The 21,718-nt window shown below is 65.0% G+C and carries 18 protein-coding genes, 1 tRNA gene and 1 pseudogene; 13 read left to right on the forward strand and 7 right to left on the reverse strand.

What is annotated here, in order from left to right:
• Nucleotide 1: 1 nt before the first annotated feature.
• The 3 genes from BKA07_RS09380 to BKA07_RS09390 are packed head-to-tail and all read left to right on the forward strand — an operon-like array spanning nt 2 to nt 4,551.
• Nucleotides 2-1,642, forward strand: a complete 1,641-nt coding sequence (locus BKA07_RS09380) for a DAK2 domain-containing protein (protein ID WP_167950670.1) — start codon at nt 2-4, stop codon at nt 1,640-1,642.
• A complete protein-coding gene (locus BKA07_RS09385; protein WP_167950671.1) occupies nt 1,639-3,783 on the forward strand; it encodes an ATP-dependent DNA helicase RecG in 2,145 nt (714 codons plus the stop codon). Before BKA07_RS09380 ends, BKA07_RS09385 begins: the two co-directional genes overlap by 4 nt.
• A gap of 12 nt (nt 3,784-3,795) precedes the next feature.
• A complete protein-coding gene (locus tag BKA07_RS09390; protein WP_167950672.1) occupies nt 3,796-4,551 on the forward strand; it encodes an RsmD family RNA methyltransferase in 756 nt (251 codons plus the stop codon).
• A 32-nt stretch (nt 4,552-4,583) separates the two neighbouring features.
• Here the strand turns inward: BKA07_RS09390 and ehuA are convergent, their stop codons facing one another.
• From ehuA to BKA07_RS09410, 4 genes are read right to left on the reverse strand one after another with little or no spacing between them, the layout of a single operon-like run.
• Entirely contained in the window at nt 4,584-5,402 is an 819-nt protein-coding gene (gene ehuA / locus BKA07_RS09395; protein WP_209043921.1) for an ectoine/hydroxyectoine ABC transporter ATP-binding protein EhuA, read from the reverse strand.
• Complete coding sequence (ehuD, locus tag BKA07_RS09400) at nt 5,389-6,048, reverse strand: ectoine/hydroxyectoine ABC transporter permease subunit EhuD (protein ID WP_342449023.1); 660 nt, start codon at nt 6,046-6,048, stop codon at nt 5,389-5,391. The genes ehuA and ehuD overlap by 14 nt, the downstream gene beginning before the upstream one ends.
• Entirely contained in the window at nt 6,045-6,836 is a 792-nt protein-coding gene (gene ehuC / locus BKA07_RS09405; RefSeq protein ID WP_167950673.1) for an ectoine/hydroxyectoine ABC transporter permease subunit EhuC, read from the reverse strand. The genes ehuD and ehuC overlap by 4 nt, the downstream gene beginning before the upstream one ends.
• A gap of 23 nt (nt 6,837-6,859) precedes the next feature.
• Complete coding sequence (locus BKA07_RS09410) at nt 6,860-7,744, reverse strand: transporter substrate-binding domain-containing protein (protein WP_209043922.1); 885 nt, start codon at nt 7,742-7,744, stop codon at nt 6,860-6,862.
• 115 nt (nt 7,745-7,859) lie between these two features.
• Between BKA07_RS09410 and BKA07_RS09415 the strand changes: the two genes are divergently transcribed.
• The 7 genes from BKA07_RS09415 to mutM all read left to right on the forward strand — a co-directional run bounded on the left by BKA07_RS09415 (nt 7,860) and on the right by mutM (nt 12,795).
• The gene (locus tag BKA07_RS09415) at nt 7,860-8,621 is read left to right on the forward strand and encodes a GntR family transcriptional regulator (protein ID WP_167950675.1); all 762 of its coding nucleotides are present in this window, start codon (nt 7,860-7,862) and stop codon (nt 8,619-8,621) included.
• Complete coding sequence (coaD, locus tag BKA07_RS09420) at nt 8,618-9,106, forward strand: pantetheine-phosphate adenylyltransferase (protein WP_167950676.1); 489 nt, start codon at nt 8,618-8,620, stop codon at nt 9,104-9,106. Before BKA07_RS09415 ends, coaD begins: the two co-directional genes overlap by 4 nt.
• 3 nt (nt 9,107-9,109) lie before the next feature.
• A complete protein-coding gene (locus BKA07_RS09425; RefSeq protein WP_167950677.1) occupies nt 9,110-10,297 on the forward strand; it encodes an MFS transporter in 1,188 nt (395 codons plus the stop codon).
• A 119-nt stretch (nt 10,298-10,416) separates the two neighbouring features.
• Nucleotides 10,417-10,935, forward strand: coding sequence for a YceD family protein (locus tag BKA07_RS09430; protein WP_167950678.1), 519 nt, complete (start codon nt 10,417-10,419; stop codon nt 10,933-10,935).
• A 2-nt stretch (nt 10,936-10,937) separates the two neighbouring features.
• Nucleotides 10,938-11,141, forward strand: a complete 204-nt coding sequence (gene rpmF / locus BKA07_RS09435) for a 50S ribosomal protein L32 (RefSeq protein WP_167950679.1) — start codon at nt 10,938-10,940, stop codon at nt 11,139-11,141.
• A 3-nt stretch (nt 11,142-11,144) separates the two neighbouring features.
• Nucleotides 11,145-11,849 (forward strand): ribonuclease III, encoded by a 705-nt coding sequence (gene rnc, locus BKA07_RS09440; protein WP_167950680.1) that lies wholly within the window; start codon nt 11,145-11,147, stop codon nt 11,847-11,849.
• 43 nt (nt 11,850-11,892) lie between these two features.
• Nucleotides 11,893-12,795 (forward strand): bifunctional DNA-formamidopyrimidine glycosylase/DNA-(apurinic or apyrimidinic site) lyase, encoded by a 903-nt coding sequence (gene mutM, locus BKA07_RS09445; RefSeq protein ID WP_167950681.1) that lies wholly within the window; start codon nt 11,893-11,895, stop codon nt 12,793-12,795.
• A gap of 123 nt (nt 12,796-12,918) precedes the next feature.
• Here the strand turns inward: mutM and BKA07_RS19935 are convergent.
• The 3 genes and pseudogenes from BKA07_RS19935 to BKA07_RS09460 form a co-directional block, all read right to left on the reverse strand.
• Nucleotides 12,919-13,382: pseudogene (locus BKA07_RS19935) on the reverse strand (multicopper oxidase domain-containing protein).
• A gap of 572 nt (nt 13,383-13,954) precedes the next feature.
• Nucleotides 13,955-15,727, reverse strand: a complete 1,773-nt coding sequence (locus tag BKA07_RS09455; RefSeq protein WP_245161903.1) for a BCCT family transporter — start codon at nt 15,725-15,727, stop codon at nt 13,955-13,957.
• Nucleotides 15,728-15,980: 253 nt separating this feature from the next.
• Nucleotides 15,981-16,053, reverse strand: a tRNA-Asn gene (locus BKA07_RS09460).
• An 86-nt stretch (nt 16,054-16,139) separates the two neighbouring features.
• Here BKA07_RS09460 and smc point away from each other — a divergent pair.
• From smc to ftsY, 3 genes are all read left to right on the forward strand, one after another.
• Nucleotides 16,140-19,724, forward strand: a complete 3,585-nt coding sequence (smc, locus tag BKA07_RS09465; protein WP_167950682.1) for a chromosome segregation protein SMC — start codon at nt 16,140-16,142, stop codon at nt 19,722-19,724.
• 199 nt (nt 19,725-19,923) lie between these two features.
• Nucleotides 19,924-20,325, forward strand: coding sequence for a hypothetical protein (locus tag BKA07_RS09470; protein WP_167950683.1), 402 nt, complete (start codon nt 19,924-19,926; stop codon nt 20,323-20,325).
• Nucleotides 20,326-20,515: 190 nt separating this feature from the next.
• On the forward strand, nt 20,516-21,658 hold the full coding sequence (gene ftsY / locus BKA07_RS09475; protein ID WP_167950684.1) for a signal recognition particle-docking protein FtsY: 1,143 nt from the start codon (nt 20,516-20,518) through the stop codon (nt 21,656-21,658).
• Nucleotides 21,659-21,718: the final 60 nt, after the last annotated feature.

Consider the following 21,718-nt stretch of genomic DNA (forward strand, 5'->3'; position numbering starts at 1 on the left):
CATGAGCACCGCCAATCAGGCCATCGGCCTCAACGGACGTCTGGCAGCCAGATGGGCGCGCCGGGCCGTCGATCGTCTGCGCAAGGAACGCGTCGAGATCGACGAACTCAACGTCTTCCCCGTCCCCGACGGCGACACCGGCACGAACATGTACCACACGTTGCGCAGCGCCTATCTGGCCGTGGAGGAGCTCACCGGGCTCGTCACCCTGCCGCAGGTCGTTGCCGCTCTCGCAGACGGGGCAGGACGGGGAGCTCGCGGCAACTCGGGGCTCATCCTCGCCGTGGCACTCCAAGGCGTCGCCGATGCGCTCGACGGGGTGACCGTGGCGACGCCGAATGCCATGGCCGCCGCCCTCGAACTCGCCTCCGAACGGGCGCGGAAATCGGTCGGCCGCCCCGTCGACGGCACCATGCTCACCGTGCTCGACGCCATGGCCACCCAGGCGCGGGAGATGGCCGAGTCGGGTGCGAACCTCATCGAACTCATCTCGTCGGTGCGCCTGCGCTCCCGCTCGGCGCTGCGAGAGACGACGGGGCAGCTGAGCGTGCTGCGCGAGGCGGAGGTCGTCGATGCCGGCTCGACCGGGATCGTCGAGCTCTTCGACCTCCTCTACGCCACGGTCACAGGACGGACACCGCAGGATTCGATGCTCGGCGAGATCACCGGTTCCCCGCGGATCGTCCACCAGGCCGGTGCCGATGAGCTCGAGATCGTCGCGACCCTCGCCACGGATCCGGCATCGATCGCCCCAGTATCCGTCGCCCCAGGATCGGCCGCTGCCGAGGGACCCGCTTCCCCCCTCGCCGAGGCGCTCGATGCGCTCGGCGGGACATCGATCGTCATCAACGGCGCCAAGGTCCATGTCCACGTCGCCGACGAAGCCACCGCCGTGACGGTCCTCGACCACCTCGCCGGCTTCGGCATCGTCCGGCTGGACATGGAGGACCTGCGCCTGCACGAGGAGGAGGGCGAGACGCACCTGGTGGCCATCGTGCAGGGCACTGGCCTGCTCATGCACTGCGCACTCAACGGGGCGACGGCGCTGACACCGGGCTCCGGGGATGTCGTGCGCGTGACCAACGACATCATCGCCGAGGAGGAACGTGAGGTTCTCGTCATCCCCAGCTCGACGACCGCACTCAGGTTACTGGGGTCGGTGGCCGGCGGACGCGTCGTCCGCTCCCGCAACGTTGCGACCCTGCTGTCGGCGCTCGCGGTCTATGATCCGTTCGCCCCGGCGGGGGAGATCTTCGCCGACATGACCGAGGCCGCCGCCGGGACCCGAGTCGGAACCATCGCCTCGCTCGAGCAGCTGGCGCTCGACCCCCACACCGAGGCTCTGCCGACCATCGACGATTCGCGAAGGATTCCGCGCTCCCACCCCTCCCAGTTCTACCGGGTCTTCATCGACGGGAAGGTCAAGACCCAGAGCACCGAGCTGACGACCCTCGTCGAGAAGCTCGCCGATCGGCTGCTGGGTGCCGGGGGAGAGCTGCTGACCCTCGTCCACGGTCCCGGCTGTCCACCCGATGTCCTCGACAGTCTGCGCGAATGGATACGCAAGTCACACGCACAGGTGCGGTTCCAGGACATCGACTCGAGAGACCGGGCCACGCTGATCATCATGGGAGTCGAATGAGCGCCCGCCTGGACGACTACTTCACCGCACGGGACCGCGGGGCGCTGAAGAAGCGCGGAATCACCTCGGTGGCGGATCTGTTCCGCTTCTTCCCCCGCAGATTCCTCATCCCCGGGGAGAAGACGCCCCTCGGCGGTCTCCCGCTGGGCGAGACCGCGATCCTGCAGGCCGAGGTCATCTCCGTCGACACCAGACGCATGCAGAAACGGCGTGGCACCATCACCGATGTGGTCGTCCATGACGGACGCCAGTCGATGAAGATCGCCTTCTTCAACCAACGCTGGTTGGACAATAAGCTGGTGCCCGGACTGACCGTCGTCTTCGCCGGGAAGGTCGAGGAATACCGGGGACAGCTGACGTTGAACTCGCCCACCTGGCTCAATCGCGACGAACACGACGAGAAGTGGACCCCGGAAGACCTCAACTCCCCCTTCCCCGTCTACCCGCGAGTCAAGGGAATCGCACAGACGCGACTGTGGAAGGCCGTCAAGGTCCTCCTCGACGTCGCCGACCCCGAGGAGTTCGAGGATCCGATCCCGGCCACCATGCGCGAGCACCTGGACCTGCCGGACCTGCGCACCGCACTCAACGACATGCATCGACCGCGCTCGGCCGAAGCGACGAACCGGGCCAAGCAGCGGTGGAAGTGGGAGGAGGCGCTCGCCCTGCAGACCGAGCTCGTCTCCCGCAAGGCCGACTACGCCCAACTCGAGGCGACCCCATTGCTCAAGGTCGGAGACAGGTGTGAGAGATTCGACCGCGATCTCCCCTTCGCCCTGACGCCCTCGCAGGTCACCGTCGGTGAGGAGATCGCCCACGATCTGGGACAGAACACGGCCATGCACCGGCTCCTCCACGGCGATGTGGGCTCCGGCAAGACCGTCGTCGCCCTCCGCGCGATGCTCAAGGCCGTCGACTCCGACTCCCAGGCCGCGATGCTGGCCCCCACCGAGGTGTTGGCCAGTCAGCATTTCGACTCCATCGAGCGTCTCCTCGGCGACCAGATGGCCCTGAGCCCGCTCCTGTCCGGTGACGACCAGGTGCGGGTGGCACTGCTGACGGGGTCCATGCCTGCCCGCGAACGCAAACAGCTGGCCCTCGACCTGGCCACCGGACAGATCGACATCGTCGTCGGCACGCATGCGCTGATGTCGGATTCGACGATGTTCGACGAGCTCGGCCTCATCGTCGTCGACGAGCAGCACAGATTCGGCGTCGAACAGCGCGAGGCGCTGCGGGCGAAGGCCGGGACCAGGGTTCCGCACACCTTGGTGATGTCGGCAACCCCGATTCCGCGCACCGTGGCGATGACCGTCTTCGCCGACCTCGACGTCTCCACGCTCAAGGAGATGCCTGCCGGGGGCAAGGACATCACGACGCACACCGTGTCACTGGCCGATCATCCTCAGTGGCTGGGCCGGGTCCACGAACTCCTCGCCCAGACCGCCGATCGCGGCGAAGGAGGGTTCGTGGTGGCACCGCGCATCGAATCCAGCGACGTCGAGGACCCGGAGACGGAGAAGGTCGAACACCGGATCGGAGTCGAAGAGCTCAAGGAGAAGATGGAGAACGCCGAGGAGCTGAGCTCACTGACCATCGGGCTCCTGCACGGGAAGATGCCGACGGCGGAGAAGGACCGGATCATGAAGGACTTCGTCACGGGGGCCATCGACGCCCTCGTGGCCACGACCGTCATCGAAGTCGGCGTCGACGTTCCCCGTGCCACCATGATGATCATCCACGAAGCGGAGCGCTTCGGCATCGCCCAACTCCATCAGCTGAGGGGACGGGTCGGTCGTGACGGGCGTCCCGCGAGCTGCTTCCTCATCAGCAACCGGCCGGAGACCGATGAGAGCTTCGACCGCCTGCGAGCGGTGGCCGGGACCCTCGACGGTTTCGAACTGGCCGAGTACGATCTCGACAACCGCGGCGAAGGCGATGTCCTCGGAGCCTCACAGTGGGGAGGGTCCTCCCTGCACCATCTGGCGATCCTGCGAGACGCGGCCATCGTCGAAGCGGCCAGGGAGTATGCGGAGAAGATCATCGCAGTCGATCCCGGGCTGCGCTCGCTGCCTGCGCTGCGCAGATTCATCAATCGGGTGCTGCCGGCGGAATCGGCGCACTTCATCGAGGCGAGCTGAGGAGGCGGCGCAATGCGGATCATCGCGGGTGCATTCAAAGGGTCCAGACTCGTCGCCCCGAGCGGGTCGAACACGCGACCGACCTCGGACCGGGTCAAGGAATCGCTGTTCTCGATGCTCGACGGCTACGGGGTTCTCAAAGCGGCGAACGTCCTCGACCTCTTCGCCGGTTCCGGCGGGCTGGGGCTCGAAGCCATGTCACGCGGAGCGGCCGAGGTCGACTTCGTCGATTCGTCGGGGTCCTCTGCCCGCGCGGTCGAGGCGAACGCGAAGAAGCTGGGAATCGGCCATTCGACCCGAATCCACTCCGCGGACGTCGTGTCGTTCCTCGCCTCGCAGCACGGTTCAAAACAGCAGGCGCCCGAACAGCACGGTCAGGCGCCCGAACAGCATGATCAGACGCCCGAACAGCACGATCCGGTACAGCTGACGTTCGAACAGCACGGATCGGAGAGCTTCGGGGGACTGGACGTCCAGCAGGAAGGCGGTGTCCTCGAGGCCAGGAGCGACGACGAGGGCCGCATCTTCGATCTGGTGTTCATGGACCCGCCCTATCCGCTCGGCGAGGACGCAGTGACACAGATCCTCAGCAGGCTCTCCGGGCTGCTCGACATGGAATCCATCGTCGTCGTGGAACGTGCTTCGCGGGCACCCGAGCCCATGATGCCGTCGACCCTCGAAGTCTTTCGCACGAAGACCTTCGGCGAGACCACGTTGCACTTCGTCCAGCTCACGGCGACAACCGAGGACGTGACCCAAGCCGTCTGAGTCGGGTCATCTGAGCCAGGACTGTCTGCCGGTTACTGCACGCTCGAGAGGAACGAGCGCGTGCGCTCGTGCTGCGGGTCGTTGAACAGCTGGTCGGGTGCGCCCTCTTCGAGGACCTGACCACCGTCGAACATCATCACCCGATGCGAGACCTCACGCGCGAACTGCATCTCGTGAGTGACCAGGAGCATCGTGATGTCCGTCGTCTCCGCGATGTCGCGGAGGACTTCGAGGACGTCTCCGACGAGCTCGGGGTCGAGTGCGGACGTGACCTCGTCGAGGAGGAGGATCTCCGGGCTCATCGCCAAAGCTCTCGCGATGGCCACGCGCTGCTGCTGACCGCCCGAGAGTCGAGTGGGATGCTCATCGGCCTTGTCTGCGAGCCCGACCTTCTCCAACAGCGACTTCGCTTCTTCTACGGCTTCGTTCTTGGACCGGCCGAGCACATGGACGGGCGCTTCGATGATGTTCTCGATGACCGTCATGTTGGGGAAGAGGTTGAACTGCTGGAAGACCATCCCGATCCGTGTCGTCATGGCACGGGTGGTCTTCGACGGCAGTTCGACTCTCTTGCCGTTCTTCTCTGTATGGGTCAGCGGCTTGCCGTCGACATAGATGTAGCCGCCGGTCAGCTCCTCCAAGGTCATGACGAGGCGGAGGATCGTCGTCTTCCCCGAACCGCTGGGCCCGATCAGGGTGACGCGCTCTCCGGGAGCGACGGTGAAGTTGAGGTCCTTGAGGACCGTCGTCTTCCCGAATCTCTTCTCCACATCCTTGAACTCGATGGCTGGTGTGGCCGAGCCCGGGGGATTCGCAGTCGGAGTCGATGAGGTGCTCTCAGTAGGTGGCAAGGCGCTTCTCCATTCGTTGGATGAGTAGGGATGTCGGGTAGCTGGCGGCCAGGAAGATGAGGCCGGCCAGGGTGAAGGCTTCCGTGTAGGCGAACTTCGCCGCACCGAACTGCTGCGCCGAGGTGACGAGTTCGACCACCGAGATCGCGAACAGGAACGGGGTGTCCTTGAACATCGCCACGGCGTAGTTTCCCAGGGACGGGATCGTGGCGCGCAATGCCTGCGGAAGCACGATTGCGGTGAACTTGCGGACCGGTGGCAGTGAGAGTGCGGTTGCTGCCTCGTGCTGTCCCGGTGGCACCGAGTCGATGCCTGCACGGTAGCTCTCCGACATGTAGGTCGAGTAGTGGATGCCGATGACGATGAAGCCGATGACAAGGGCCGGCACGTCCACCAGGCCCGGTATCCCGGCGAAGATGAAGTACACGAACATCAGCTGCATGACCAGAGGAGTATTCCTGACGAACGCGACGAGCAGTCGGACCACCCAATTGATCCAGCGTGGCAGCGAGCGGATCGTGACGGCGATGATGAGGCCGAGGATGGTGGCGATTACGGTGCCGACGCCGGTGGCGATGAGCGTGTTGACGAATCCCCGGAGGAGGAGCGGCAGCGCTTCGGCGGCGAATTCCCAATTCCAGATCACAGTGGGCCCCCATATCCGATGTTTCCGGAGTTCGGTCCGGCGATGGATGTGGAGCCGGGCTCATGCTTCCTGTCCTCCCGAGCGTCTCGGCGTGCGACACGGCGGTCGGCGCGTGAGTTCGGTCGTCTGCGGCCCAGTCGTGCTGTGGCCTTGCGTTCGAGGAAGTTCATGCCCTCCTGGAGGAGCCAAGCCATGATGAAATAGATGATGAGTCCGACCGTGAATGCGAAATACGTGTCGTTCGTCGACTGGCGCAGCTGCGTGATCTTCTCGGTGAGATCCTGCAGGGTGATGAAGGAGACCACTGCTGTGCCTTTGAGGAGCTGGATGAGCAGCGTCGCCAAGGACGGGATCATCAGTGCCCAGCCCTGCGGGAAGATGACCCGGATCATGCGCCGGGTCGGCGAGAGGCTGAGGGCGATCGCCGCCTCCCACTGCCCGGGCGCGACGGTCTTGATCGAGGAGCGGACCACCTCGGCGGAATAGGCACCATAGTTGAGCGCCAACGCACCGATGCCGCAGGCGATGGGATCGAGGTCGACCCCAAGGAGGGGGAAGACGTAGAAGAGCCAGAACAGCTGCACGAGCAGCGAGGTGCCGCGGAAGAACTCGACGATGATCCGCGCGGGAATGCGCAGCCAAGCGCGGGACGAGGTCATCGTGAGGCCCAGGACGATGGCGACGACGACCGCGCCGATCGACCCCACGACAGTGAGGATGAGTGTTGTCTGAATTCCCTCCCACAGCTGTGGGAGGAAATTCAGCAACGTGGTGAAATTGTCAGTCATGACCGGAGGTGCCCAGGAGCCGATCAGGACTCAGCTGTGGGGAGCTCGCCCTTGCACAGCTGGTCGGTCGTGATCTCGCCGGTGGGACGTTCTTCCTTCGTGAAGCCGTAGTCGCCGACGACGTCGAGGTACTTGTCCTCATCGGACACGATCTTCTCGAGCTCCTTGTTCCAGGCCTCCTTGAGTTCGGAATCGTCGGTGCGGAACACAGTGGCACCGGCACCGACCTGCGGCACTCCGTCGATCTCCTGAACGAAGGACTCGCTGACCTCGACACCGGCATCCGGGTTGTTCTTCGCCATCCAGTTGAGCGAGATGCCGGTGAGAGCGAAGACATCGGCACGACCCGTGGTCACAGCATCCATGCCGTCCTGCGGAGTGCCGACTTCCTGCGTGTCGATGCCCAGTTCCTTGGCGTAGACCGTGGTTTCGATCGCTCCGCTCATCGTCGCGAGCTTGAGACCTTCGTCCTTGACGTCCTGCATGTCCTTCATGCCCTTGCCCTCGCCTTCTTTGGTCATCAGGGCAGTGGTGTACATGAACTCGGGATCACCGAAGGCGGCCTGTTCACAGCGATCGGGGAGGATCGACATGCCGGCGGAGATCGCGCCGAAGCGATCGGCATTGAGACCGGGGATCAGCGAACCGAATTCGGTGTTGACTCCCTCGACGTCCTCGACGCCGAGCTCCTTGAATATCGTCTTGGCCATGGCAACCGATGCGCCTTGGAGCTCCCCGTCCTTTTCGAAGCTGTACGGTGCCTCACCGGCGAAGCCGACGGAGATCTTGCCCGCGTCGACTGCCTTCTGGAGTGTGCTCTCATCGGAATCGCTTCCGCCGCAAGCCCCCAGGCCGAGTGTCAGGGCGATGATCGAGGTCGCGGCGGCTAGCCCCTTGATGGCTTTCATAGCTGTCCCTTTCGTAGTAAGTCGACACATCTTCGTGACATGCGTCTCAAGGACACTATTCAATACTTTTGTTGTCCGGATGTCACACTGTCAGACAAAGTTATATGATCGTGATATGCCTCAATCCCCGACTTCGGAGCTTCCGGTTCTGCGCAAGGTCGTCCGATCATCGACGATCGACCTCATCGCCGACCAGATCAGGAATGCCATCTACAGTGGATCCCTGGCTCCGGGGCAGTCGATCAATGAGGTCCGCACGGCCGAACTCCTCGTCGTGTCCAGACCCTCACTGCGTGAGGCCCTGCAGAGGCTCGTCAGTGAGGGGGTGATGAGCCATGCCCCCGGCCGCGGAGTCCGGGTCAAGCGGATGAGGCTCGGCGACGTCGACGACGTCTATCCGGTCCGGGAGGCCCTCGAGGCGCAGGCCGTGAAGATCGTCCTCCGGACGGACAAGCCGATCGCCCGCATCCAGCAGTCACTGCACAGGCTCGAACTTGCGATCGAGGACAACACCGCCCGCGTCATCGGCGACGCAGATCTCGACTTCCACCACGCGATCGTCGCCAGTTCCGGCTCGGACCGCCTCAGCGATCTGATGAAGGTCTCGATGGTCCAGACCCGGCTGCTGTCGCTGTCCGACCGCCGCGGCTATGAGGTCAGGTGCGATCTCATCGAGACGCACAGGGAACTCGCCGAGGCGATCGCTGCGGGAGACGAGTCGAAGTCCCTGGAGATCGTCGGTCGGGTCATGGACAGTGCCGCCGCGCGGCTGCGCGACACCGTGGCCGAATCACAGGCCGTCATCGTCAGGGCCGGTGACCGCGACGGACCAGCCGATGACCAGTGGTCGGCGCTGCGGGATACGATGAAGTCATGAAGGTTGTCTGCCCCGGATCCTATGACCCGATCACCATGGGTCATCTCGATGTCATCGCCCGCAGTGCCCGCCTCTTCGACGAGGTGGTCGTGGCCGTCGTCCATAATCCCAAGAAGTCTGGACGCTTCGATCCGCAGATGCGCGCCGATCTCATTCGTCGCTGCCTGGACGAGGACGAGCGAACCCGGCGGGCGGAGAACGTCACGATCGACACCGTCGCCGGCGGGCTCCTCGTCGACTACTGCACCTCGATCGACGCACCCGCCGTGGTCAAGGGACTGCGCTCGGGCACCGACTTCGCCTACGAGCTGCCGATGGCGCTGATGAACAAGCACCTGAGCGAACTCGAGACGATCTTCGTTCCCGGCAATCCCGAATTCGAGCACGTCTCCTCCTCGCTCATCAAAGAGGTCCACGCCGGAGGGGGAGACATCGAGGGTCTCGTGCCGACCGCGGTGCTCGATGCGCTGAACGCTGCGCACTGAGGCATGCCGACTCCCTCTTCCCCCTTCCGGCCGTGGTTCCTCGGCCTCGTCCTCCACACCGTCATCGCCCAGGCGACGTACAACGGTGTCCGCGTTCTCATCTCCTACCGAACCTTGGAATTGGGCGGCAGCGGAGTCGTCCTCGGTCTCATGACCGCCTGCTACTCCCTCGTACCGCTGTTCACGGCGCTGTTCATCGGACGTCTCGTCGACCGGGGCTACGCCACCGCGGTGCTGTGGACGGGAACGGCCCTGTCGATTCTGCCCGTCGCGCTCGCGGCGCTCGCACCCAACCTCGGCGTGCTCCTCATCGCCACCATGTGTCTGGGGCTGGGGCAGATGCTGACCACGGTGGCATCCCAGGCGCTGATCCCGCAGAGCTTCCCCGCCTCGGCGCTGACGTCGAAGTTCGGCTACCTCACCCTCGGGGTCTCCATCGGGCAGACGATCGGTCTGCCGGTGGCCGGTGCAGTCGCGGGAGCGACCTCCGGGTCCCCGCAGATCGTGACCGCGCTGTGGTTCATGACCGCGGTCTCCGCACTGACCCTGGTCGCGGCCGTCGTCGTCATGCTCCGCGGCCACACCCCTCATGTCTCCCGCGCCGAGGCGGCCAAGGACGCCCGCACACCGCTGAGCCTGCTCTCGATCCGGGGAATGAAGCCCGCGATCTTCGCCTCGATGACGACGCTGGCCGCGGTCGACCTCATGACCGCCTACCTTCCCCTCATCGGGCAGCAGAACGGGCTGTCGGTGACGACCGTGACCTGGCTGCTCACCCTGCGCACCCTGGCCTCGGTGGTCTCCAGGCTGATCATCGGGGTGCTCACACGCAAGTGGAACAACCTCTCCCTGCTGTGGACCGCCTCGGTGCTGGCCGGGGCCTGCATCATCGGCATCCCGGTGTTCGTCGAACCGTGGATGCTGGCGATCCTGCTGGCCACGGCGGGCTTCTGCTTCGGGCTGACGCAGCCGCTGACGATGACCTGGGTCTCGACGCTGTCGGATCCGGCGAACCGGGCCGCCGTGCTCTCGATCCGCTTGGCCGGCAACCGACTCAGCCAAGTGGCGATACCCTCGGCGGCGTCCCTGCTCACCCTCATCGCGCCCTCGGGCATCGTGTTCACGATCGCCGGTGCTCTGCTGCTGGGAGCGGGCGGAGTCACGCTGCGCAATCAGTACGAGAAATGGTGACCGGAAGCCCCTCAGTGGTGCGGAGGGCTCGATTGGCAATGACCGGCGATGATGACTAGAATGGTGACTCGCGTGTGAACGCAGGGGCAGCATCCTCAATCACGATAGGAGGACGGGGCATGAAGAATCGATCTGAATTCGTCTATGATCTCAGGTCAATGGGATTGCTCGGTCATCCGGGTGAGTGGGAACGGGTGAACACCACCCTGCCTGCTCCGGCGGATCTCAGGATCGAAGTGATCGGGGTCGCGGAAGGTTCACCACTGACGCTCGAGCTGAAGTTCGAGAGCGTGTCGGAGGGGATCTACGTGTCGGGAACGGTCTCGGCAACGGCCCACGGCGAGGACATGCGGACTCTCGACGCCATCGAGTTGCCTGTAGACGTCGACATCAATGAGATGTATGTCTACGAGCGGGCCGAGGGCGACGAGGACTCCTATGTCATCGACCGGGATCAGCTCGACCTGGAACCCGTGATCAGAGACGCTGTCGTGATGGCCCTGCCCTTCAGTCCGTCAAAGGACCGGAGCGAGGACTTCAGCTTCACCCTGGGTGAGGATCTCGAAGCCGACGAGAGCGAATCCGAGTCGCCGTTCGCATCATTGCAGAGTTTGTTGGATGAGAAGAAAGAGAGCTAGACGTGGCTGTTCCGAAGCGTAAAATGTCGCGCAGCAACACCCGCCACCGTCGTTCGCAGTGGAAGGCCCAGGCTCCCAACCTGGTCAAGACTGTGGAGAACGGTCGCGTTGTGTACTCGCGCCCTCACCAGGCCAAAGTTGTCGAAGACTCGGCCGGCACCCCGCTGTTCCTTGAGTACAAGGGACGCAAGGTCGCTGACGTCTGACCTGTGGACACAGACACCACAGCACAACTGCAGGAGAGTCTCGGGATCGATATTGATCCCGAGACTTTTCGTCTCGCCCTGACACACCGCTCCTTCGCCTTCGAAGCCGGTGGGATCCCCACGAACGAGCGACTCGAGTTCCTCGGCGACTCGGTCCTCGGGCTCGTGGCCACCGAATCGCTGTACTACGACAACCCGGATCTGGCCGAAGGGTCACTGGCCAAGATGCGCTCCGCCGTGGTCAACACCCGAGCACTGGCGGCGATCGCCCGCAAGCACGACATCGGTCCCCACATCCTTCTGGGCAAGGGCGAAGAACTCACCGGAGGCCGCAACAAGGACTCGATCCTCGCCGACACGGTCGAAGCCCTCATCGGCGCCACCTTCGTCGCCCGCGGGCGTTTGGAGGCCTTCGCCTTCGTCCACCGGCTCATCGACGGAATGCTGTCCGACGCCGTGAACCTGGGTGCCGGGATGGACTTCAAGACCACCCTCCAGGAAGCAGCTGCCGACCTGGATCTGGGCGCCGTGAGCTACGAGATCGTCTCCTCAGGCCCCGACCACGCGATGGTCTTCACCGCGACAGCACGCCTCGGCGCCAACGGCTGGGGCAGCGGCGACGGCTCGTCGAAGAAGGCCGCCGAAGCCGCAGCTGCGGAAGTCGCCGTCAAGGCCATCCGCACCATCTACCCGGACTACAGCCGCTGAGCAGCCGTGTGGTGCCGGGCACCGTCGCTGTGAGGAACACCTGATGCCGGAGCTGCCCGAGGTCGAAAGCGTCCGCGCGGGCGTCCACGAATGGACTGCCGGTGCCACCATCACCGGCGCCGAGGTGATCGACCCCCGAATTCTGGGCACGACGTCGAGGCGACACGTCGATGCTTCCGCAGTCGACGGGTTCATCACTGCGGTGACCGGACGTCGGATCATCGCCGCCGAACGCCGCGGGAAGTTCATGTGGCTGACGCTGGGGGAGGGCCCGAGCCTGGCCCCTGAGCTCAGTCTGCTCGTCCACTTGGGCATGAGCGGCCAACTGCGCGTCCACCGGGCCGAGGATGAGGCTCACCGCCATACCCGCGCCGCTCTTCGTCTCGAGCGAGGCGATGAGAGCCTGGACCTGCGCTTCGTCGACCAACGGATCTTCGGTCATCTGGGAGTCCAGCCTCTCGTGCACGCCTACGGCCGGCTCGTCCCCGCCTCGGCGACTCACATCGCAGCCGACCCCTTGGAGGCGTCGTTCGACCCGGAATCCGTGGTCAATCAGATGGCGCTCAAGCGCACGGCGATCAAAGCGGCTCTGCTCGATCAGACGCTTGTCAGCGGCATCGGCAACATCTATGCCGATGAAGCCCTGTTCCGCGCCGGAATCCATCCCCTGGCGATCCCTGCCCGGACCCGTCGCTCCCGACTCACTGCGGGCCTCGACTCCGCGTCGTCAGTGATGGCCGATGCACTTGCCGTGGGCGGGACGAGCTTCGATGCGCTCTATGTCAACGTCAACGGCGAATCCGGCTACTTCGATCGGGCCTTGCTGGTCTACGGCCGCAGCGGGCAGGAATGCGTGCGCTGCGGAGGCCGGATCGAGAAGTTGACGATCGGGGGCCGCGGGACCCACTTCTGCCCGAACTGCCAACGCCCGCCGCGTTACCGTTGAGGGTCGCCGACCCAGCAACGCCCGTGAAGTCACCGGCGGGACAGATAGGCGAGATGTCCGTCGATCAGGCCGATTGCCCCTATTGCGCGGTTCTGTCCCAACCAGGACCGAATGCCGTTGTGGTTAGATCACATCGAAGTTCGCCATCATAATCATGTCTTCGTGTTCGAGGTTGTGGCAATGGAAGACATAGCGGCCGCGATGCCCGTCGAACCGCACGATGATGCGTGCCGTTTCGGCGGGGCGCAGGTCGATGGTGTCCTTCCACCCACTGTCGAACGGTCCGGGCCGCCGGTGCCGCGCCCCAAGACTTGGAAGGGCGAAAGGTGGAGATGAACCGGATGGTGGAAGTCGGTGGTGAGTTCCCAGATCTCGGTGCTGCCAAGCGCGACGGTCGCTTGCGCCACGTGCGGATCGAATGGTCGGCCGTTAACGGTCCAACCATGCATGCCGTCGATGGATTGCGAACGGAAGGACATCTGTCGAGTGCGAACGGCATCGGCTTCGTGCAATCGCTCGATCTCTCCGCTGAGGATCTCAGGGATCGTTGGACCGTCGGTGACGCGCCTCGCGATGTCGAAGCGCATGACGGCGGTGGTGCTCGCGGAGCCGAGGCCGTTCACGAGGCGAACGCTGGTCCCTGGTGTCAGATCCCGGAAGTCGACGAGTGCGTCGAAACGCTCGGCCGGGGCGAGTGCCAGCGAGTGATGACGTACCGGACGGGCAAGCAGACCGTGATCGGACCCGATCTGTCTAATCGGCAAATCGGGCCCTGCGCCGTCTGCCTCGAATCGCAGGCGATACCTGCGTGCGTTGGATGCGTTGAGGAAACGTAATCGATAGAGCGCGGTGTCGACCTCGTGACGCGGCCACGCGCGTCCGTTGACCAGGATGACGTCGCCGAGCACGTGATGGACGCTTGGTCATCAAAACCTGGCTTCGAGTCCGCGACCTCGACGATGTGTTCGGCTCGGCCGTACCTCGGCCCATGCGAGAGACCGCCGACGAACTTCGACACCTTCCCATGTGCTCTGATGGTTGGGTTCATGTCATGGCTTCCTCGTCGACGGCGGTCAGAGATCTGAAACAGGCGACGAGGGCCGGGCCCGCTCGGTCGGAAGCAGTGCCCGGCCCTCGGCCCGGAGTCGAGATTCGACGGTCAGCTCGTGGGGCTGTCCTCGTCGTGGTTCTCCACAGGCAGCTCGGAGGTCTCGAGCCCGAAGACCTCGCCGTCGTACTCGTCGACGGCGGTGGCCACCGACTGCTCGAGGACGTGGTTGGCCAGCTGACCTTGAATGATCAGAGGATCTCTCGACAGGTCCTTCCATAGGGCCACACACAACAGGAGCATGACGATGACGAACGGCAATGCGGCCACGATCGTGATGTTCTTCAGTCCCTCGAGCGCCTCGGCGGGATCGGAACCGCCCGCCAAGAGCATCACCGCGGCCACAGCACCGGTGGCGATACCCCAGAACAGCACGAGACGCTTGCCGGGTTCCTCCCGACCGTTGGCGGACAGCGTGCCCATGACGATCGAGGCCGAGTCGGCACCCGTGACGAAGAAGATCGCGATGAGGATCACCGTGACGACCATCAGGACGATGGCGATGACGTTCGGCAGAGGCAGCGAGCCGAGGAGGTCGAACAGGATCGTATCCATGTTGATGTCCGGCTCACCATCGACTATCTTCGCGAGTGCTTCGACCGTGCCCTCGCCGCGCTCGGCGCGCTCCTGGATGCCGATGGCGCCGCCGCCGAAGATCGCGAACCAGATGGTCGAGACCACGGAGGGAACGATGAGGACGCCGGTGATGAACTGGCGCACGGTGCGGCCGCGGGAGATGCGGGCGATGAAGAGGCCGACGAAGGGCGACCAGGAGACCCACCAGGCCCAGTAGAAGACGGTCCATGACGACAGCCACGTATTGACGTCCTCACCGTTGGCCGAGGTCCGTGAAGCCATCTGCGGCAGATCCTCGATGAACGAACCGAGCGAGGACGGGATCACATTGAGGATGAACAGCGTCGGTCCGCCGATGAAGACGATGAGCGCGACGATGACGGCAAGGACCATGTTGATGTTCGACAGCCACTGGATGCCCTTCTCGACACCGGACACGGCCGAGGCGACGAAGGCAGCAGTGAGGATCGCGATGATGATGACGAGGATCGGCGAGGTGACGTCGGACATGATGCCCGCCGACTCGATGCCGCCGCCGATCTGGATCGCGCCGAGGCCCAGCGAGCAGGCCGAGCCGAAGAGCGTCGCGAGGATCGCGAGGATGTTGATGACCTTGCCGCCGACACCGTTGACTGCGCGCTGACCGAACAGCGGGGTGAACATCGACGAGAATAGCTGGGACCGGCCGAGGCGGAACGAACCGTAGGCGACGCCGAGACCGACGATGGCGTACATGGCCCAGGGGTAGAGGGTCCAGTGGAAGAGCGTCGTGCCCATCGAGGTGCCCATCGCCTCGGGCGTGGACCCGTCGACGGTCGCCGGCGGGGGAGACATGTAGAAGAACAGCGGTTCACCGACCGCGGAGAACACGAGTCCGATGCCCATCCCCGTGGCGAACATCATGGAGATCCATGAGGAGGTTTTGAACTGCGGCTTCTCGTCATCGGTGCCCAGCGGGATCCGCCCGAACTTGGACATGGCGACGATGATGACGAAGATCGTGAAGATCGTGGCGGCGATGACGAAGAGCCAGCCGAAGTTGTCCATGACGCCGTTCAGCAGAGTTCCCGCGACGGATCCGAGACTGTCCGGGGAGACGAAGCCCCAGACGACGAAGGCCACGGCGAGGATGCCTGCGGCCGAGAACACGACCTTGTCGACACCCTTGCGGATCAGCGGCCTCTGCCGTGTGGTCGGATTCTTCAGGTGCCGGATCAGCTCCTGAGTCTTGGTGGTATCACTGCTCATAGCGATGCTTGCCGGTCAGCGCGGCCGCAGTCGTTCTGCAGACAGTCGTGATCGGCGCTCCTTCCTGCTCATGGACGGCATTGAGCGTTCATCAGACGACAGTGTCGTACACAGATGGACTCAGCCCGATTTGACAGATCTCCGTGGGTTCGCGCCGTTGATCTTCTCAGTTGAGAGACACTGCGGGGCACTATCGGGACAAATGCCCGGGACATGCCCAAGGCCCCGCCGCGAACGACGGGGCCTTGACCAGCTCCCCCGGCTGGGCTCGAACCAGCGACCCTTCGATTAACAGTCGAATGCTCTGCCAACTGAGCTACGGAGGAAAGACGCCGAAATCGGCGCACGAGGAGACACTCTACCAAAAGATTCCGGAAATGCAGGTCGGCACCCGGGATATGCTGGTGAGACGATGCATCTGAAAAGCCTGACCCTGCGAGGATTCAAGTCCTTTGCCTCGGCCACGACACTCAAGTTCGAGCCGGGCATCACCTGCGTTGTCGGCCCCAACGGCTCCGGCAAGTCCAATGTCGTCGACGCCCTGTCATGGGTGATGGGCGAGCAGGGGGCGAAGAATCTGCGCGGGGGCAAGATGGACGACGTCATCTTCGCCGGCACCTCCAAACGTCAGGCATTGGGCCGCGCCGAGGTGGCCCTGACCATCGACAACACCGACGGAGCCATTCCCGTCGACTACACCGAGGTCACGATCTCGCGCACCCTGTTCCGCACCGGGGGGAGCGAGTACGCCGTCAACGGCGCACCAGCCAGGCTCCTCGACATCCAGGAGCTGCTCAACGACTCGGGGCTGGGCAAGGAAATGCACGTCATCGTGGGGCAGGGACGCCTCGACGCGATCCTCCACGCCGACCCGATCGAGCGCCGCAGCTTCATCGAAGAGGCCGCAGGCGTCCTCAAACACCGCAGGCGCAAGGACAAGGCTGTGCGGAAACTCACCGGTCTGCAGACGAACCTCGACCGTCTCTCCGATCTGCGCACCGAGCTCAACCGGCAGCTGGGGCCTCTGGGTCGTCAGGCCGAGGCCGCGCAGAGGGCCGCCACCGTCCAAGCCACACTGCGCGATGCGACGGCGAGGCTGTTGGCCGACGACACCGTGCGGCTGCAGGCCTCGCTGGCCTCGACCGTCGGCGCTGAGGGCGAGGACGGCGGTGATCGCATCGGCGATCTCGAACATCGACGGGCGCGCACGGAGGACCGCCTGCAGGAGATCGAGACGCGCCTGGGAGGACTCGACGCCGAAGTGGAGGATCTGCGCAGCGCGGAGTCACGGACCCAGACCCAGATCGTGCGGGCGAGGGGAGTCGCCCAGCGGGCCGAAGACAAACGCTCCCACCTGCTCTCCGAGGTCGCGAGTCTGGGCAGACGGGAATCGAAGTCGCCGGAGGAACTCCGGTCCCAGGCCGAACACCTCAAGGGTGAGCTCGGCACCGCGCAGGAGGCCGTCGACGAATCCGCGGCGGCATTGGATCGCTCACAGGCGCGCAAGGACGAGCTCACTCTGGCACTGAAGAGAGCCGAAGACGAGGTCAAGGCCGCGCAGGTGGCCATCACCGAGGCGATCAAGAACCGGTCCACGCTGCAGTCGAAGAGATCGCAGGCCGCCGAACGGGCGAAGGACCTCGGCTCCCGGATCGAAGCCAACCGGGCAGAGATCGAGACGGTGACGGACCGCATTGCCGAACGCACCGCGGAGCTGACGAGCGCCGAGGCCGCCGTCGAGGGCGTCGAGGCGGGAGAGAGCGAACTCGACCGGGAGTACGAATCGGCCAAGGACGCGCAGGACGATCTTGAGGCCGAACTCGAAGAACTCCGGACACAGAGGGCCACGACCGCCTCGGAGCTGGCCTCGGCCGAGGCTCGTGCCGAGGCACTGTCACTGGGCACGGCTCTGGAAGCCGATCTCGAGGACATCGTCAACGCAGACCTGCCGGGCGTCGGCTCGGCCGTGACCGAACGTCTGAGCGTGGTCGACGGATTCGAGATGGCCGTGGCCGCGGCCCTGTCGAATACGATCTCCGGAGTGCTCGTCGACTCAGGCCGGGCGGCGCTGGACGTCCTCAACCACCTCGGCGAGGAGACGAACGTCCACCTCACGATCCCTGCAGGGGCCACGGCGGGCCGGGGCGCCGGAGCCCACCCCGGATCCGGCGCGGGAAAAGGGACGGACGCGACCAAAGCCCTGCCCACGCTCGACGGGACGGTCGGCGGTGCCTCATCGGTGCGCTGGCTGACCGAGATCGTCAGCAGCGACATCCCAGAACTCGACGCACTGCTGAACACGACGCTGGCACCGGTCGTGTGCGTCGACGATGCGGCGAGCGGACTGGCGATCATCGAGGACCATCCCGAACTCACAGCCGTCACCGTCCACGGTGAGGTCCTCACCGCAACGCGGGTCAGCCGGGCTCGCACCGCCTCGGGCACCCGCCTGGCTTCGCAGACCGCGCTCGAGGACACCCGCACCACGATCACCGAGCTGCAGAAGGCACGGACCCGGATCGACGCCGACATCGACAGGGTCGACGCAACACTGACCGAGGCGAAGACGACGGCCGCAGCAGCCCTTGAGAAGCTGCACTCCTCGGACGCGAAGATCATGGCCGCCGGTGAAGAGGTGTCCCGGATCACCGGCGACATCGACACGGCCCGGACACGACTGCAGCGGGCCAAGGACAACGAAGTCGAGCTCGCGGAACGACTGGAGACGGCCGAACGCGATGCCCGCACGGCCGAATCCGCGCTCGCCGGCACGGAGGACGTCGACGAGGTCGTCGACACCACCGAACGCGATGAGCTGAGCCGACAGGTGTCGCAGTCGTCCGAAGACGTCATCGAAACCCGGATCAGCCACAAGGCGGCCACGGACCGGACCAGGTTCCTGTCCGACAGGGTCGACTCCCTGATGCGCTCGGCCGCGGCGGAGGAGACTGCCCGTGAACAGACGCAGCGGACGATCACGCGCAAGAACCGGGCGGCGACCTCGGCGGTGCACATCGCCGAGACCGCGCAGACCGCGGCGGGCATCGCGGAGACAACAGTGGGCGAACTCGGCTCCCAGATCCAGGTCCGCGTCGAGGAGCGCGGGCAGCTGCGGGAGGAGAAGGGCCACCTCGGCGAGGAACTGGGCACGACGCGCGCGGAGCTGCAGCGGCTCAAGGACGCTGCGGCCGAAGCAGAACTTGCGAAGGAGCGATACCGGCTCAAGCTCGAGGAGATCGAGACCCGCGCGGGGGAGGAGACCGGGCTCGGCCTCGAACGCCTGGTCGAACTCTACGGTCCCCAGACTCCCGTTCCTGCCTTCGACGAGGGCGAGGAGGAGCGTCCGTATGTGCGTTCCGAGGTGGAGAAGCGCCAGAAGCAGGCCAATGCCGCACTCAAACGCATCGGAACGGTCAACCCTCTGGCGCTCGAGGAGTACGAAGCGCTCAAGGAGAGACATCAGTTCCTCGAGAAGCAGATCGCCGATATCGAATCGTCGAGACGGGACCTGATGAAACTCGTCGAGGAGGTCGACCGGCACGTCGAACGGGTCTTCGCCGAGGCCTATGCGGACACAGCGAGAGAGTTCGAGGACATCTTCTCCCGCCTGTTCCCCGGTGGCGAGGGCTCGCTGAGCCTGACCGATCCCGCCGATATGCTCACGACCGGAGTCGACGTCCACGCCCGACCGGCGGGCAAGAAGGTCAAACGACTGTCCCTGCTCTCAGGTGGGGAGCGGTCACTGGTCGCCGTCGCCATGCTTGTGGCGATCTTCAAGGCCAGGCCCAGCCCGTTCTACGTCATGGACGAGGTGGAGGCGGCACTCGACGACCTCAACCTGTCCCGCCTGCTGACCGTGTTCGAAGAGCTGCAGGACTCGTCCCAGCTCATCGTCATCACCCACCAGAAGCGGACCATGGAGATCGCCGACGCCCTCTACGGGGTGACGATGCACGGCGACGGTGTGTCGAAGGTGATTTCCCAGCGGATCCCATGACTCGGCCTCGAACTCAGATGCCGATTCGGCAGAGATGCCCAGGGGAGTCCCAGGGAATTCTCCAACAGGCGCATGACCCCGGAGCACGAATGTTGCGGCTCGGGACTATAGACTTGGGGCCGAGGAAGTGTTGTCGTAAGACCTTGAGGAGCGGGACGTCCATGGCCGAGTCGGCTGAATCGCGAGGTGACTCGAGAGCATGAGTGCAGTACTCGTCGTCATCGTCGGACTCGCCGTATCGTTCGCGCTCGCCCTCGTCGTCGTCCTCCTCGTCGCTCTGCCGGGTCTGAGAGCCGAAGGCCGCCTGCGGTACTCATCCGATGTGCAGCGGTTTCGACTGCCCGGGCAGTGGACCGGCTACGACGACGAGGTCCACGAATTCTTCGGCCACGATGACGGCACCTCACATCTGGCGACCCGGGAGCAGGCCGCGGTCACAGCGATCCGAGACCACTCCTACGTACTCAGGCCGCAGCCGCGTCGGCACGCAGCGCCCTCGCTGCTGACGGTGAGGCCGCGCACTCGCCATTGGAAGATCCCGGAATCCGGAACCGGTTGGAGAACCACGGCCGGGCTGCTCTTCGGCAGTCGAGGTTCGTGACCGGACCACGCACAATCATCACGAGCACCCGAAGGACAGCGGGGTGCACGGGTGCAGGCCAACGGAGCGCACTCAGTCGGACTCGGGTCGATGAGCGCGAAGCCCATGAACGAGGGTCGGCACCCCTGACCAGCGGTCTCCGCGGACCAACGCGGGGCCTGCGAAGGTAAGCAAAGGAGGACGCACGTCAATGGATCAGCCGATCATATTGCTCATCGTCGCAGCCATCGTCTTCATACTCGTCGTCGGGCTGGGGTTCACCCTGCGCGTCAACGCCAAGAAGAAGGGGCTGCGCGAGGAGCGCAGCATCGATGCCGACGTCACCGGCGAACTGAAGATCGACGAGATCGCCGAGGCCGTGGTCGAGGAGAAGGCCACGGCCCGCGGGTCCGAGGTCCCCACCGAACCGGCGAACCGCCTCGTTCGCCTGCGTGAGCGACTCGCGAAGTCGAACTCCGGTCTGGGGCGGGGACTGCTCAACCTCCTGTCCCGGGACACGCTCGACGAATCGACGTGGGAGGAGATTGAGGACACCCTCATCCTCGCCGACGTGGGCGTCGACCCGACCACCGAGCTCGTCGACAGACTGCGAGAGCGCGTCAAGGTCCTCGGCACCCGCGAACCCGAAGAGGTCAGAGGGCTGCTGCGCGAAGAGCTCATCCACATCGTCGATCCGACGATGGATCGCAGCCTCGCAACGGCCGGCACCGAAGGAGACCCGGCCGTGATGCTCGTCGTCGGGGTCAACGGATCGGGCAAGACCACGACCGTGGGCAAGATCGCCCGCGTGCTCGTCGCCGAGGACCAGAGCGTGCTGTTGGGTGCGGCCGATACGTTCCGCGCCGCCGCCGCCGAACAGCTGTCCACCTGGGGCGGCCGGGTCGGCGTGGAGACCGTCCGTGGTGAGGAGGGAGCAGACCCCGCCTCCGTGGCCTACTCGGCCGTCGAACGGGGCAGGGCCGAGGACACCGATGTCGTGCTCATCGACACCGCCGGACGACTGCAGAACAAGATCGGCCTGATGGACGAGCTCGGCAAGGTCAAGCGCGTGGCGACCCGCCCCCTGGGGGAGGGCCACGAGATCGACGAGGTGCTCCTCGTCCTGGACGCCACGACCGGTCAGAACGGAATGCAGCAGGCCAAGGTCTTCGCCGAGGCAGTCGACATCACCGGCATCGTGCTCACGAAACTCGATGGCACGGCCAAGGGCGGCATCGTCGTGGCCGTCCAGCGAGAACTCGGAGTTCCGGTCAAGCTCGTCGGCCTCGGCGAGGGCGCCGACGATCTGGCACCGTTCACCGCCGAAGGATTCGTCGACGCACTGCTGGACTGACCCCGCATCGCCGCGAGGCGAGCCGCTTGTCGGCGCATTCCCAGCTCTGTCGGTTTCAGT

The organism is Brevibacterium marinum, from assembly GCF_011927955.1.
GTDB lineage: Bacteria > Actinomycetota > Actinomycetes > Actinomycetales > Brevibacteriaceae > Brevibacterium > Brevibacterium marinum.

Bases quoted from the DNA above. Each gene is read 5' to 3' on its own strand.
- BKA07_RS09380 (WP_167950670.1), top strand. From the start codon at position 2: ATGAGCACCGCCAATCAGGCCATCGGCCTCAACGGACGTCTGGCAGCC.
- BKA07_RS09385 (WP_167950671.1), top strand. From the start codon at position 1,639: ATGAGCGCCCGCCTGGACGACTACTTCACCGCACGGGACCGCGGGGCG.
- BKA07_RS09390 (WP_167950672.1), top strand. From the start codon at position 3,796: ATGCGGATCATCGCGGGTGCATTCAAAGGGTCCAGACTCGTCGCCCCG.
- ehuC (WP_167950673.1), bottom strand. From the start codon at position 6,836: ATGACTGACAATTTCACCACGTTGCTGAATTTCCTCCCACAGCTGTGG.
- BKA07_RS09410 (WP_209043922.1), bottom strand. From the start codon at position 7,744: ATGAAAGCCATCAAGGGGCTAGCCGCCGCGACCTCGATCATCGCCCTG.
- BKA07_RS09415 (WP_167950675.1), top strand. From the start codon at position 7,860: ATGCCTCAATCCCCGACTTCGGAGCTTCCGGTTCTGCGCAAGGTCGTC.
- coaD (WP_167950676.1), top strand. From the start codon at position 8,618: ATGAAGGTTGTCTGCCCCGGATCCTATGACCCGATCACCATGGGTCAT.
- BKA07_RS09425 (WP_167950677.1), top strand. From the start codon at position 9,110: ATGCCGACTCCCTCTTCCCCCTTCCGGCCGTGGTTCCTCGGCCTCGTC.
- BKA07_RS09430 (WP_167950678.1), top strand. From the start codon at position 10,417: ATGAAGAATCGATCTGAATTCGTCTATGATCTCAGGTCAATGGGATTG.
- mutM (WP_167950681.1), top strand. From the start codon at position 11,893: ATGCCGGAGCTGCCCGAGGTCGAAAGCGTCCGCGCGGGCGTCCACGAA.
- BKA07_RS09455 (WP_245161903.1), bottom strand. From the start codon at position 15,727: ATGAGCAGTGATACCACCAAGACTCAGGAGCTGATCCGGCACCTGAAG.
- smc (WP_167950682.1), top strand. From the start codon at position 16,140: ATGCATCTGAAAAGCCTGACCCTGCGAGGATTCAAGTCCTTTGCCTCG.
- BKA07_RS09470 (WP_167950683.1), top strand. From the start codon at position 19,924: ATGAGTGCAGTACTCGTCGTCATCGTCGGACTCGCCGTATCGTTCGCG.
- ftsY (WP_167950684.1), top strand. From the start codon at position 20,516: ATGGATCAGCCGATCATATTGCTCATCGTCGCAGCCATCGTCTTCATA.